The sequence below is a fragment of the Bacillus sp. FJAT-26390 genome (assembly GCF_001682865.1).
Classification (GTDB): domain Bacteria; phylum Bacillota; class Bacilli; order Paenibacillales; family Paenibacillaceae; genus Pristimantibacillus.
This window is the reverse complement of sequence record NZ_MAQX01000011.1, coordinates 1,208,537-1,222,704: the sequence shown is the minus strand read 5'-3', so window position 1 is coordinate 1,222,704 and position 14,168 is coordinate 1,208,537. Positions and strand designations below refer to the sequence as shown.

The window sequence follows — 14,168 nt, the reverse complement described above, 5'->3', positions numbered from 1 at the left end:
TCGAAAACCTTTTGGGGCAGCTTTTTTTTGCGAACTCGGAAATATATCAATCATTCAGCGGGCGGCCGCTGTCCATTGCGGAGCTGCCGGATGGAATAACCGAAGTCCATCTGGAGATGCGGATAATCGGGGAAGTTGTTCCAATCGCCGCCCCAAGAGAAGCCAAGCTGCTTCGCTATGGCAACAACCTCCATCCAATCCGGCTGCCCGTTCTTGTTGCCGTCATACTCCATGTCCCATACGACCTCGCCCTTCTTCGTGTACAGCGCAAAATCGATGGCAAGCCCGTAATTGTGATAAGAATGGCCGCCCTGCACTTGCGTAACGACCTTGCCCTCCGTCGTTCGTCCCTTTGCATAGATCGCATCCTGCTCCTCGCTTGAGCGGAAGCCGTCCGTAATCAGGATCTTGATGCCTGCTTTGCCCGTCTGGGCGATCAGCTCGTTCTGCTTGGCGAAGACGATCGGATGCAGCTCGGTTATCGGAGCAGCGGGAATGATATCGTTATTAGGCAAATAAGGCTCGAGGGTGAGGATCATCTTCCATAACAAAACGGCCGTTATCGCTAAAATGACCAGCAGCAAAAGTCTGTTGCGCTTGCGTTTCGTTCTGGCTGCGAGGTCAAAGGGAGATTGACCAGCCGGCAGCGGCTGCCGGTTAATTGGATTTCGTTCAATCATTCTAAATCTCCTTACGCATTGTATCCGCTTATCTTAACATATTGTCATTAAGCTTACCCTAGCCTGTGGTAGGGGATTCGATGTCGACATTTGACTTTTTATCAGTTTAGGTCTAAACTGATAAGTATAACGAAGAAGCGAGGTGGTCCAATGAGTGAAAATGAAGCGGAATCTTTCTTGTCTAAACGCGATGAACGATTAGGCTTAATGGTATGGTATCGCTTATCGCGGGTTTATAACCAAAGCTTGAAAGAAACCCATCAGCATTTGAGAAAATGGGACCTGTCGGTCTCGCAGTTCGATATACTCGCACAGGTCGGCGCAAATAAACGTTTGACTCAGCAGCAGCTAGCCGACAAGCTGTTTGTGACAAAAGGCAACATTACGCAGCTGCTCGGCAAGCTAGAGGAGCTTGGTTTCGTAAAGCGAGAGCAAGAGTGGAAGACTAAATATGTATCGTTAACGGAGAAGGGCAAGGAGCTATTTGATGATGTCGTTCCGATGCAGGAGCATTTTCAGGCATCGCAGTATAACGCTTTGAATCGGGATGAGAAGCGCCAGCTGCTCGACTTGCTCAAAAAAATATAAGATCGATAACTTACGCAGCATGATTTGCTGCCCAAAACTTATAGGAGGTTGTTATTATGCAACTTAAAGGCATTCACCACGTATCCGCAATCACGGGCACGGCATCCGGCAATTTTGACTTTTATACGAAGCTTCTAGGCCTTCGTTTAGTTAAGAAGACGGTTAACCAAGACGAGACTTCGGTTTATCATTTGTTCTATGGCGATGAGAAAGGCAATCCGGGGACGGAGCTTACTTTCTTCGAATTTCCGATGACAGGCAAAAACAAGCCCGGTACAAGCAGCATTTCATCCCTGTCCCTTCGGGTGGCAAATGATGCGGCGCTTCGTTATTGGAAGGAGCGGTTTGAACAATCCGGCGTTGACCATGATGAAATCACAGAACGCGCAGGACGCAATACGATTGCTTTCCGTGATTTTGAAGGACAACGTCTCGTGCTCGTATCCGATGAGCGTAATGAAGGGGTTAAAGGCGGCATTCCTTGGGACAAAAGCCCGGTTCCTGTTGCATTCGGCATACTTGGACTTGGCCCGGTACAGCTGACGGTCAAAAATCCGGAGCCAACCGTACTCGTCCTAACGCAGCTGATGGGCTTCCGCGAAAAAGGTAAGTACCCGTCTACTATCGCAGGCCAGCCGGATATCGTCGTATTCGAAACCGGCGAAGGGGGCAGCGGCGCTGAGATTCATATCGAGGAACGCCATGATTTGCCGCGTGAGCAGCAGGGCCATGGGGGCGTCCATCACGTGGCGTTCCGCGTGGACAACGACGACGAGCTTCGCGAGTGGATTGAGCATATCCGCGGAGTCCGCATTCCAAACTCCGGTTTCGTTGACCGTTTCTACTTCCGCTCGCTATACTTCCGCGAGCCAAACGGCATTCTTTTTGAGCTAGCGACTGACGGTCCTGGCTTTGATACGGATGAGGATATCAACCATTTGGGCGAATCGCTTGCTCTGCCTCCGTTCTTAGAGCCGCAGCGCGCGCAGATCGAAGCCAGATTAAAACCGCTGGAAACCAAATCAAACGGGTAAGCAACCATAGCGATAAAAGGCGAGCCATTCCTTTCTTAGAGTAGAAGGGAATGCTCGTCTTTTTTTTGCACAATTGATTATCTAGTATAGCTACCAATAATTTAGCAATGAGTAATAGACGGAAGTTTGGTATGATTCGAGGATTCGGCCTAGTAGGAGGATCTTCATGAATTATAAAAGCACTAGAGTTGCTCTAGCGGCATTCGTTCTATTATTTGTGATCACGAACGTACAGTCAGCTGTTGCGGAAAGCACGCTGCCATTTGACGATATATCAAGGAGTTACGCCAAGCAGGAAATTATAGATTTATATAATAAAAAAATAATAACGGGCACATCGGATCGCACCTTCTCTCCGGCCCAATCGATATCTCGGGCAGAGTTTGTGACCGTGCTTGATCGGCTGCTTAGATTAGAGCCGGTGGCAACACCGGTATCACCATTTGCCGACATGCCGAAGAAGGCGTGGTATTATGGCTGGATTCAAGCTGCCGTGCAGCTTGGCTTAGCCGATGGCGTAAGCGCCACTTCCTTTGCTCCAGCCAAGCCAGTCACGAGGCAGGAGGCGGCGGTATTGCTGTCGCGGGCGCTAAAGCAGCCCGGAGGCGCTGCGGGCGCGGACATGAGCTTCGAGGATGACAGCCTGATTGCGGAATGGGCGATTCCGTCAGTTATGTCGGTTCACGAGCTTGGCCTAATGAAAGGCGACGATAATGGCCTCTTCCGTCCAGCCGACCCCATCACAAGGCAAGAGACGGCGGTCATGATTCACCGGGTGCTGCAAAATAAGAAATGGGCAGCCGAGCTCGCGGCAAAGCCTAAGGAATCCATCAAGCTAGGCTGGCAATATTCGCAAACGACGCAGCAGTATGAACAAAGTGTTTTGAAATCCAATGTGAATACGTTGTCTCCGCGCTGGTACTTTGCGGGCGCAACGGGTGACGTATCCGATAACACAGATAAAACGCTTGTGGATTGGGCGAAAAAGAACAATAAAAAAGTGTGGGCCATGGTCGGCAATCGTTCCGATCAAGCAGCTACGCATCAAATGCTGTCCAATAGCGCTTCGCGTAATGCGGCAATCACGAAGCTGACGGCATTTGTGCAAAAATATGAGCTAGACGGTCTTAATATCGATTTCGAAAATGTAGCGCCACAGGATCGTGCCGCGCTGACCGCCTTTATAACGGATTTATCGAAAAAGCTTCATCTTTTAAACGCGACTCTATCCATCGATGTATCTCCCGACCGGGGCACCGATTGGACGGATGCTTTCGATTTTGCGGCGCTTGGCAAGCAAGCGGATTATGTCGTATTGATGGGGTATGACGAGCATTGGGGCGGTACATCGGAAGCGGGACCCAATGCCTCATTAGACTTTGATAAAGCGTCGATCGATAAGCTATTGCGATTAGTGCCTAATGAGAAGGTCATTTTGGCATTGCCATTTTACAATCGCGATTGGGATCTGAAGAAGGATGGAAGCGTGGAATCCTCCGAGTTTATTTCCTTTAGCCAGCAAAATGCGCTCATTGAGCAGTATGCAATTAGACCGAAATGGAATGCTAAAGAAGGGCTATACACGGCTTCTTACGTAAAAAACGGCGTGAACCATAAAATGTGGGTAGAGGACGGACGCTCGTTATCCGCCAAATACAAGCTGGCAGTTGATAATCAGCTAGCCGGTTTAGCTTATTGGTACATCGGCGGGGAAAGTGCTGACATTTGGACGAGCATGAGAAACGCAGACCGTTTTTTGGGCTATTCCTTCAAGGGGTAATAACGTAAAATTAGTTACTTGAGAAAAGTGAGTTAGCGAGCTATACTAAAGCTATAGAACAAACATCTAACAGCTTTCCTACTCTAAGGAGGTATAGCGTTATGAGTGAAAAATCGCAGATCTATAAACGCAGCATAAAAAAGGTGCGTACTCCGGAAATTAACCATATAAGCAGCCAGCATCAGAACAGTTTTATATTGGAGCAAGGTTTCTTTGAAGAGCATGACCCGTTTCTTCTGCTCGCAGAGGATTGGTTCCAAAAAGGCTCCTTCGACGATCATCCGCACCGCGGCATAGAAACCGTGACGTATGTGATCAAAGGACGGCTTGAGCATTATGACAATGCCTCTGGCAGCAAGGAAGAGCTCGTTGCGGGCGATGCCCAGTGGATGACAGCCGGACGAGGCGTTATCCATAACGAAGACCCTGCCGAAGGCGAGATCGTACATTCGCTACAGCTATGGGTTAACCTGCCGGCAGCCGATAAGATGACGACGCCCCGTTATCAAAATCTTAGAGGAGCCGATATGCCTGTAAGGGAGGAAGAAGGCGCCATTATACGCGTTTTCTCCGGCTCATCGGGCAACGTTCACTCCGCAACCCAAAACGTGGTCCCAGTCACCATGCTGGAAATGACGCTTGAGCCGGGAGCTACGGTTAAGCAGCAATTGCCGGGCTCGTACAGCGGTTTTCTCTACGTGCTCGAAGGAGAAGGGGAGTTTGGCAGCGAACGCACGAAGGGCAGCAAGCGGCAAGTATTAACGTTGAGCCGAGAGGACGGCACCGAGTCAAGCGAGCTTGAGCTGACAGCCGTAACGAAGCTCCGCGTTATGCTCTATGCGGGCGAGCCGCTCAATGAGCCGATTGCCGCGCGAGGACCGTTCGTGATGAATACGGAAGAGCAGATCAGACAGGCTTATTCGGATTATCGGAACGGCAAATTTGTATAATCAATCGAGTAAGGCACGCCCGCACATTGCGGAGCGTGCCTTTTTTTATGGACAAATAGCAGGCTGCCTTCAAATTGTAAGCGCATTATATGATACTGCCATTAGGGCATGCAACGAAAACAAAATTGGTATTTTCCGATATTGTAATTGCGCGGGCGCTATATGTAAAATATGGAGCGATAGGGTCTATTTGCCGTAGAAAAGCGAGTACGGCGCAAGGCCGATGACGGAGGAGGGAGAGGGTCCATTCATGAAAAGATTTGCAGCACTATTTCTAACACTAGCACTACTATTTTCATTTGTTACTAACGTACAAGCGGAGTCAAAGCCCGTAACGGTATGGGTAGAGAACCAGCAGGTACAGCTCGGCGACCTCCAGCCTATAGTAGAGAAGGGCACGACGCTTGTTCCAGCGAAGCTGCTGCTTGAGAAGCTTGGTTTTGAAGTCACTTGGGACCAGAAGAACCAAGTCATTTCCGGCAAGAAGGAAGGTCTGGTTCTTTTATTCCAAATCGATAATCTTGGGGCAATGGTCAACGAAGCAGAGCAAGGCTTGCTTGTTGCGCCTAAACTGGTTAAGGGTACCGTTTATATCCCTTTACGCACGGCAGGCGAGGCGGCAGGGTATGAGGTATCTTGGAACAAAGAGCAGCGCGCCGTTTCCATTGTGGCCAAAGAACCGAGCCGCGGCTTCCTATGGAAGGTAGAGAATGCGGGAAATACGGTATATTTGTTAGGCTCGATTCATATTGCGAACAATGCCATGTATCCGCTTCGCCCGGAAATTCAGAAGGCGTATGAAGCTTCCGACTACTTGGCTGTTGAAGCTGATATTTCAAAAATGAACGAAGCCGATGTACAGAAGCTTGTGCTTGATCTAAGCGTCTATAAAGACAAAACAACGCTTAAGGATCACATTTCCGCTGATGCGTATAAGAAGCTGGGAGAAATTTTGAAGGCGAACGGCTTGGCTGAAAACGTGCTGGACACGTACAAGCCTTGGAGCGTGTCTTCAACCGTAGATTACCTTACAACGGCAAAATCAGGCTTTGATCCGGGTATCGGCATCGACGCGCATTTCTTGCAGCAGGCCATTACGGGCAAGAAGCCAATTCTTGAGCTTGAATCGATTGAATACCAGCTCAAAATGTTCGACGGATTCTCAGATAAGCTGCAAGAAGAGATGCTGAGCGCATCCCTTGAAAACTTTTACAAAGAGGATTCCGGAATCGAAAAGCTTACTGAAATGTGGGTGACCGGAGACGAGAAGCAGCTGCTTGAGCTGACTAATTCGACATCGTCCAATGAAGAGTTTAGAAAAGCACTGCTTACAGACCGCAATGGTCCAATGGTCGATAAAGTTACAGGTTACTTGAATGACAGCGCCAAAAAAACTTACTTTGTTGTTGTTGGCGCAGCACATATGTTAGGCGAGGATGGCATCGTGCCATTGCTTGAGAAAAAGGGCTTCACCGTAACGCGTCAATAATGCGGCAAATACAGAAGGCAATCCCGTGAATAACGGTGATTGCCTTCTTTTTTATCATATGAAGCTGCAATGCGGCGAACCCGTTCAGCACGGACTGTTCTAGTTAAATCAGCTTGGTATTGAACCTATTTTAGCGGGGATTTGGATAGTTATCGAGGTACCTTGTAGAGGGAAGCTGTCAATGGCAAGAAGAAACTCGCTTCCGAACAGTAATTCTAAGCGTTTCTTTACATTGGTTAACCCGATATTCCTTATGCGTCCGTCGTTGGAGTGGGCAGCATTGCCATTCCGAGCCATTGACTCTATAGCCTCAGGTGTCATTCCTACACCATCATCGCTAATATTCACTACTAGTCGATCATTCTCGAGGTGAATAGATAAGGTAATCATTCCTTTTGTTTCTTTAGGGAGTATGCCGTGGAATAAGGCGTTCTCAATAATAGGCTGTAAAATATTTTTTGGCATATAAATGGTAGATACGTTATCAGCGATGTCCAAGTGCAATTCAAATTGATCGCGATATCGATACTTTTGTATTTTTGTATAGTCCTGAATAATGCCGACTTCTTTCTCGACGGAAGAGAACACTTCGTTATTTCCGATTTGTACCGCATCTTGCAGAATATGAATAAACGCTGTCATCATCTCCGTAATATCATGGTGCCGCTGTTTTCTTGCTAAGTATATGACCGTATTTAACGTGTTATAGATAAAGTGCGGATTAATTTGTGAGAGCAATAGATCGATTTCAAGCTGCTGCTTGATCTTCTCATTCTCCAACGATTCCTGGATGTGCTCCCGCAAATCTTCAAGCATTCGGTTAAAGCCAAGAGCTAGCACTTCAAGCTCGTCCTTGCTTTGAACCGTTATATTCACATTCAAGTTCCCTGCGGACACTTGTTTCATTGCGCGTGTGAGTTTTAAGATCGGTTTTGTTATATTGTTAATTAGTGGGGTTAGAATGAGCAATATGGCCAATATACTAGCCCCGATCATGAGCAAAATAAAGGTGAAAATATAATTTATTTTATGTAAAATTTTTTTTTTGGAAGTGTAAGAAATAATATTCCATTGATCGCCTACGGAGCTTTTATAGATGAAGCCGCTTTTATTTTCCTCGAATGAACTGCTCGCATTGAAACGATCGTTAAGCAGCGGATTTTCTGCTTTCCTATATAGAATTTGCTTATCTTCGTTCACCCACCAGTATTGTTCGTAGGATGCCGCATTGGATTGCACAACACTTACAAAATGATCGAAGTAGATGTTGATAATTAATTTTCCAATAACTCGGTCATAGTGATCAATGTCTAGTATATTCACCGCATAACTAATCACCTTACTTTGTTTATCGAGAGAGGAGTCGTTGTGCATAAAATGCGGGCCTGTAAAACCCCGATCTTTGTGTGAAGCGATGAATTCACGAAACCATGGTTCACCTAGGGATTCACGTACAGATTCATCGAGTGGAGAAGTGCTTAACGTTACTTCCTGCCCTCCTTTAACAATATAAAAGCTTTGAACATCGTTTCTTAAAGCAAAATACTGATTAAGCTTGCGGACAATTTCGCTTCTCCCGTCTAGGAAGTCGTAGACATCATCCATACGCGTATCTTTCTTGAGGAAGGCTTGTAGATTTTCATCCACCATAAGTGTTTCCGTAAAGGTGCGGACATTTGAAATCATATCGTTCAGTCGGTAGGCTGTTTGATTTAATTTGACCTGGTCATCTTGAATGACCTGTTGTTTTAATATTTTGGAGAAATATAAGTAAAAGATGGTGCCGCAAAACAGCAGACAAACCGTTACAATGGAAGCTGTGCTTATAATCATTTTTCGTTTAATGCTACGGTTTATCAGGATAATTAACCTCCTTTGCGATATTCTTGCGGCGTAAAGCCAGTCACCTTGTAAAAAACCTGACTGAAGTAGGCGCTGTTGCGGTAACCAATTTTTTCGGCAATTTCATAAATCTTAAGGTTGTTTTCCTGAAGTAATTTCTTCGCTATATTAACGCGGTAAGAGGTAACATATTCCAGGAATGTTTGCTGCAATTCTTTTTTGAAGAGCTGATGCAAATAGGGAACGCTGATACTCACCGATGTGGACACGCTCTCTACACTTAAGTCAGCATTGTAGTTCTTATGAATGAATTGAATAGCTTCACGTGTTTTCCGAGATAGATTAGAGAATCCATCCTTCTCGATTTGCTGAGAAAGCAGATTCATCTGTGAGATGAACCATTGTTTGATATCATCAACATGGAATATTTGCAGCACTTGATGCACCATGTCTTCATTGGCGATTTTTGTAGGGAGCATGCCGTATTTGTTGCGATGAAAATCGAGCTTCTTTAGTAATTCCGAAGTTAACAATTGCAGGGACAACGGGTCATTTAACTTTTGAATGTGATCAAAGTAACCTGGAATTTTCTCTTGAAGAACCAAGAGGTCACGCTCTTCCTGTATTTCTTGAAGTTGCTCTGGAAAAAAGGTATTCGGAGAAAGTTCAATATCAGGATTATCCTCTAATGTGTAGTACGCTTCTCTTCCATTAAACCATCGCTTGAGAAACAACGCATGACTTCGATGAAAGATGGTGTTAAGTTCCCGTTTACCGGAAGCTGCTACCGAGCCTGCGATAGAAATCGTTTCGTTGCTGGATTGACGCATTATTTTTTGAAGATGCTTCGCAAGATTGATCTGTTCTTGTTGGACTTTCCATAACTGGTGGGTATTTGTTATTGAATAAATAAGCACAATCTCCCTATCGTTTAAAGGAACTGAAATTAGATGCTTCATACTCATCTCTATATCGAATTGATCATATTTAAATATTTGCGATAATGGAATTCCAAACTCAGAGATTAACTCTGGAAAAAGAGGATAGGGCGTGTCCTGCTTCAAATAGAACAGTGCCAAAGGAGAATCTAATTGTTTCAGCCAGTCTGTTCCAAGATGATGAGGCGCTTCCGTATGCTTGCCTATGAATAGCTTCCGCAAATATTCCTCTTGAACCATAGAAACACTGCTGATCAGTCTCTCCCACTGCAGACGTACTGACAGAATCGTATCCAGCAACGTTTGAGCATCAATTTCATGCTTGAGTAAGTAACTCGACACGCCGTAGCGAATCGCTTGTTTGGCATATTCGAAGTCCTGGTATGACGTTATCATAATAATCCGACATAGTTCATTCTCGGATCTGATTAGTTCAGCGAGTTCCAATCCGTTTACGATAGGCATACGAACATCTGTAATAACAAGATCAGGCTTATGAACTCGAAATAGCTCCATGGCCCGTCTTCCGTTTCTAGCTGTTCCAATAATATGGAAATTATAATCTTGCCATTCGATTAAAGATTCCAGATCTTCAACAGCAAGAGCTTCATCGTCAACAATCATTACTTTCATAGTTAAAGGCTCCACTGGTTACCCTCCGATTTCACGTTAATATCCATTATAACATGTGGTCATTTGCTAACTAGCCGAGTATAGGAAATTGAATAATAGTATAGAATTGTGATGTTTTTTCGCCCTAAGGTGCGTGGTATGCTTCAAAACATAACCAACCTTAGCAATTGAAAAGGGGGGTCAAGGAAGATGAATAAAGGGACTCAATTGGGTATAAGGGGGTTATCATTTTTATTCATATTGTCGCTTATAGCTTGCAGCAATGGTGGAACCAAAGCTCAGGAAGCGAAGGGAAATCAAACCATTGGCAGCAGTGGTACGGTTACAATCTGGGGTTGGGACAAGCCGAAGGACAATGTGCTGCAAGGGTTTAAAAATAAATACCCGGATATCTCAATCAATTACGTAAATATATCATCGGGAGATATAATGAAAAAATTGCAGGTCTCACTGGCGTCGGGTGGTGATTTGCCGGATATTCTCATGATTGAGCGTGATTTTCGGGGGCAGCTGAATAATATGGGTTTGCTAGAAAACCTGGAGGCCGAACCGTACAAATTCAATCGGGATTTAATCTTTGATTACGACGTACCTCAAAATTCAAATGCATATGGCAAGATCGTGTCTGTTCCAATGGACATGAGCATCGCAGGATTAGCCTACAAACGTGAATTAACGAAGCAATATTTTGGCACGGATGATCCGAATAAGCTTCAAGCGCTTCTCCCGAATTGGGATCAGTTTATTGCAAAGGGGAAGGACGTTTTAGAGAAAAGCGGAGGCAAGGTGTACATGTTTACAAGCCTCAGAGAAGCTTGGCAGATCATTGCAGGCCAGAATCCCGAGCCCTATGCAATAGGCAACAAAATAAACGTGAATAAATTAGCCGCTTTGTTTGTTCTCATCCGAAGGATGAGTGATGCAGGTATCATTGATAATCTCGATAAAAGCTCACCATTGAGTAACTCATCTTTTGCACAAAACAACCACATCTTCTACCCTGCCGCGATTTGGTCGCCCCGCTATCAGATCGAGCCAAATGACAAGAATGGCAGCAACGGGAGATGGGGGCTTATGGTGCCGCCTGGCGGAGGATTTATTTGGGGAGGAAGCTCCTTCGGAATTCCTCGCAATGCGAAGAACAAAGAGCAAGCATGGAAATTTATCCAGTGGTCACAACTTTCACAAGAAGGTGCTGAAGCGAATAAAAAGGATGGGATATTTACGCACTTCAAAGCTGCCTATGACAATCCAGGCTTTATCAATTGGAAAACGCCTTGGTTTGGCGAGCAGGATATTGGAATCACCTTCTTCCAAGACCTAAATGTCGTAACGAAGTACATCCCGCTAAGTAAGTATGACGATACCATTATTTCGAATGGGGTTGTAATTGCTTTGAAGACGCTGGCCTCCGACCCTGGAATTGGCAATGACGAATTAATTAAAAAAGTGACGCAAAGTATAAAAAATATTGCCCCTGAGTTGAAGTAGCCATTTAGGGACGGAGGGAGGAAAACAAACAATCTTCCCTTCAAATGATGGAATGTGAGTTGCTATATCAATAGAATGAACGGGGGATTCTCTATGAAAAAGGCTGCATTATTTATGTTGAGCTTGATTATTGCAAGTAGTATGGCAGCTTGTGAAAGCGGTACCAAAAGTACGGGCGGAAATGTAACGACGGATGGCGGCACGGCTGGCAACGATGCCATTGTGGATGGGAAGATGAAGGATGAAGTGGTTTTCAGTATTCCGAAAGTTGTAGATCCCAATGCTAAGCAGGGTGCTGGGAATCTGCCGGCAGGCGACTCGAATGATAATAATCAATTCACCAGATACGTGAAAGAAAAGCTGAATATATCTTTTGAAGCGGCCTTCACAACTGCTCCGGAAGCTTATGACCAAAAGCTTAGTTTGGCAATGGCCAGTAACGAGCTGCCGGATGTTACTGTAATAGCGGAAGCTGATTTCAAAAAATTGGTAGAAAACGGTCAGGTTGAAGATTTGACTGCTGTTTATAACAAGTATGCCTCTCCAATCTTGAAGAAAATTTACGATTCAACCAACGGGAGGTCGCTGAACCAGGCGACGGTCGACGGTAAATTAATGGCAATCCCTAACGTTAACACGATGGCGGATTTTACGAACATGCTTTGGGTTCGCAAAGATTGGCTGGATAAATTGGGATTGAAGGAACCTAAGACGCTGGACGACATTATTACTGTTGCAAAGGCTTTTATAGAAAAAGACCCCGACGGCAATGGCCAGGCCGACACGATGGGATTGCCCGGTCCGAGCAAAAATTCAGCTCTTGTTACGAATGATAAAAATCACTACTTTGGTTTTGAACAAATTTTCGCACTCGATCAGGCCTTCCCCGGCATGTGGGTGAAGAATGACAAGGGTGAAATCGAATATGGCTCCATCCAACCGGAAGCTAAGAAAGGCCTCGGAATTTTACAGAAAATGTATAATGAAGGCGTGATCGACAAGCAGTTCGCATTTCGCGATGACCCTTCTCAGTATGTAAAGAGCGGCAAAGCCGGCATGTTCTTCGGGCCTTGGTGGATGCCGCTTGGCATGCTGCAGGATGCGGTGAAAAATGATCCAAAAGCGGAATGGATTTCCGTACTAGCGCCTTTTGGAGCTGATGGCACCTTTACGTCAAATCGCGGATCGGCAAGCGGTGACTTTGTCGTTCTAAAGAAAGGATTTAAACATCCGGAAGCTTTAATCCTGTATATGAACTTATATGGCGCCAATTTAGTCGGGGAAGATCCGGAAGGTGGACAAAAGCTGGATCCGAATGTTGATCTAGGGTACTGGCCAATTCGGATGACACTTGAATATGGCGATAAGGTAGAAAGAACGTCCATTGAAGTCCAAAGCGTAATCGACGGAAAGAATAAGCCTGAAAGCCTGGACCCGGTTAAAAAAACGATATATGAAGCCTATTTGCGAGATCAGCAGAATCCGAGAAAAGTAGTGCCTGATTGGGCTTTATCTGCTAGTTGGCTTGCATCCGGCAAGGTGCTTAGCCAGCCGATAAAAATTGTGAATAATGAGTTTACGGGCACGACGGAAAGTATGATTCAAAAATGGGCAACGTTAAGTAAATTAGAAAATGAAACGTATTTGAAGATAGTTATGGGTCAGTTAGATATTAGCGCCTTTGATGATTTTGCGAAGAAATGGACCGAATTGGGCGGCGAACAGGTCACGCAAGAAATTAGAGAGCTGGCAGGAAAATAAAAAGAAAAATCTGCAAGCGGGCTGGTTCTCTTGTCCAAAGGGAGCTGGCTTGCCTGCTGGATTATGAACGCAGGAGGTGAAGAATGTGAGGGAAAGATTGAATATTAAACACTATTGGATGATGTTGATTCCAGGGTTATGTCTTCTATTCGTTTTTAATACGTATCCATTGTTCGGCTCCATTATCGCTTTTCAAAATTATAATCCGTTCAAAGGAATGCTTCATTCCAAGTGGGTGGGTCTGGAAAATTTCGAGTTTATGTTTCAGCTGCCTGATAGCCGCCAGATTTTATTCAATACGATCAATATCGCCTGTTTGAAAATTATTGCAGGGATGGTCTTTTCTCTAACCTTCGCTATTTTGTTGAATGAGCTAAGGCTAAAGTTTGCCAAAAGATCCATTCAGACGCTTGTGTACATTCCTCACTTTTTATCATGGGTTATTTTATCGGGTATATTGATAGACCTTTTTTCACTTGAAGGAATGGTCAACAAAGTTGTGCAGTGGTTCGGAGTTCAACCCATTCAATTTTTAGGCAGCAATCAGCTATTTCCTTTTCTTTTAATTGGAAGCGACGTCTGGAAAGAGTTCGGCTTCGGCGCGATTGTTTACTTGGCTGCTTTAGCAGGCATTAATCCCGGTTTATATGAGGCTGCAGCCATTGATGGAGCAAACCGATTTCAAAGAATTATGTATATTACGCTTCCTGGCATCGTGCCTACCATTGTTTTGTTAGTTACTTTGAGTTTGGGAAATATACTAAACGCAGGCTTCGATCAAATATTCAATATGTATAATCCTATTGTATATGAATCTTCGGATATTATTGATACTTATGTATATCGCGCGGGGCTTGTCTCCCAGCAATACAGTTTGGCGACTGCCGTTGGGTTGATGAAATCGCTCATCAGTTTCGTTTTGATCGTTATTTCCAACATGCTTGCTAAAAAATTTGCTAATTACCGTATATTCTAAGGCAGG

Annotated in this window: 11 protein-coding genes; 8 read left to right on the top strand and 3 right to left on the bottom strand. The window is 45.0% G+C overall.

The annotated features are described in order from the left end of the window. Nucleotides 1-50: 50 nt before the first annotated feature. The gene (locus tag A7975_RS16990) at nucleotides 51-539 is read right to left on the bottom strand and encodes a M15 family metallopeptidase (protein WP_255314318.1); all 489 of its coding nucleotides are present in this window, start codon (nucleotides 537-539) and stop codon (nucleotides 51-53) included. Nucleotides 540-830: 291 nt separating this feature from the next. Here A7975_RS16990 and A7975_RS16985 point away from each other — a divergent pair, with 291 nt between their 5' ends. The 5 genes from A7975_RS16985 (at nucleotide 831) to A7975_RS16965 (ending at nucleotide 6,521) form a co-directional block, all read left to right on the top strand. Continuing rightward, nucleotides 831-1,268 (top strand): MarR family winged helix-turn-helix transcriptional regulator, encoded by a 438-nt coding sequence (locus A7975_RS16985; RefSeq protein ID WP_065385850.1) that lies wholly within the window; start codon nucleotides 831-833, stop codon nucleotides 1,266-1,268. A gap of 56 nt (nucleotides 1,269-1,324) precedes the next feature. Beyond that, nucleotides 1,325-2,302 (top strand): ring-cleaving dioxygenase, encoded by a 978-nt coding sequence (locus A7975_RS16980; RefSeq protein ID WP_065385849.1) that lies wholly within the window; start codon nucleotides 1,325-1,327, stop codon nucleotides 2,300-2,302. Nucleotides 2,303-2,468: 166 nt separating this feature from the next. Then, nucleotides 2,469-4,082 (top strand): S-layer homology domain-containing protein, encoded by a 1,614-nt coding sequence (locus A7975_RS16975; protein WP_065385848.1) that lies wholly within the window; start codon nucleotides 2,469-2,471, stop codon nucleotides 4,080-4,082. A gap of 101 nt (nucleotides 4,083-4,183) precedes the next feature. Continuing rightward, a complete protein-coding gene (locus A7975_RS16970) occupies nucleotides 4,184-5,032 on the top strand; it encodes a pirin family protein (RefSeq protein WP_065385847.1) in 849 nt (282 codons plus the stop codon). A 250-nt stretch (nucleotides 5,033-5,282) separates the two neighbouring features. Continuing rightward, a complete protein-coding gene (locus tag A7975_RS16965) occupies nucleotides 5,283-6,521 on the top strand; it encodes a TraB/GumN family protein (RefSeq protein WP_065385846.1) in 1,239 nt (412 codons plus the stop codon). Nucleotides 6,522-6,629: 108 nt separating this feature from the next. On the opposite strand, the gene A7975_RS16960 is transcribed toward A7975_RS16965, so the two are convergent. Together A7975_RS16960 and A7975_RS16955 are read right to left on the bottom strand one after the other, a co-directional pair. Continuing rightward, nucleotides 6,630-8,354 carry a cache domain-containing sensor histidine kinase gene (locus A7975_RS16960; RefSeq protein WP_065385845.1) on the bottom strand — a complete coding sequence of 575 codons (1,725 nt, stop codon included), beginning with the start codon at nucleotides 8,352-8,354 and terminating at the stop codon, nucleotides 6,630-6,632. 32 nt (nucleotides 8,355-8,386) lie between these two features. Further along, nucleotides 8,387-9,934, bottom strand: a complete 1,548-nt coding sequence (locus A7975_RS16955; RefSeq protein ID WP_141680321.1) for a response regulator transcription factor — start codon at nucleotides 9,932-9,934, stop codon at nucleotides 8,387-8,389. Nucleotides 9,935-10,123: 189 nt separating this feature from the next. Here A7975_RS16955 and A7975_RS16950 point away from each other — a divergent pair, with 189 nt between their 5' ends. From A7975_RS16950 to A7975_RS16940, 3 genes are all read left to right on the top strand, one after another. Then, nucleotides 10,124-11,425 (top strand): ABC transporter substrate-binding protein, encoded by a 1,302-nt coding sequence (locus tag A7975_RS16950; protein ID WP_065385843.1) that lies wholly within the window; start codon nucleotides 10,124-10,126, stop codon nucleotides 11,423-11,425. A gap of 93 nt (nucleotides 11,426-11,518) precedes the next feature. After that, complete coding sequence (locus A7975_RS16945; RefSeq protein WP_065385842.1) at nucleotides 11,519-13,186, top strand: type 2 periplasmic-binding domain-containing protein; 1,668 nt, start codon at nucleotides 11,519-11,521, stop codon at nucleotides 13,184-13,186. An 85-nt stretch (nucleotides 13,187-13,271) separates the two neighbouring features. Next, the gene (locus A7975_RS16940; RefSeq protein ID WP_255314303.1) at nucleotides 13,272-14,162 is read left to right on the top strand and encodes an ABC transporter permease; all 891 of its coding nucleotides are present in this window, start codon (nucleotides 13,272-13,274) and stop codon (nucleotides 14,160-14,162) included. Nucleotides 14,163-14,168: the final 6 nt, after the last annotated feature.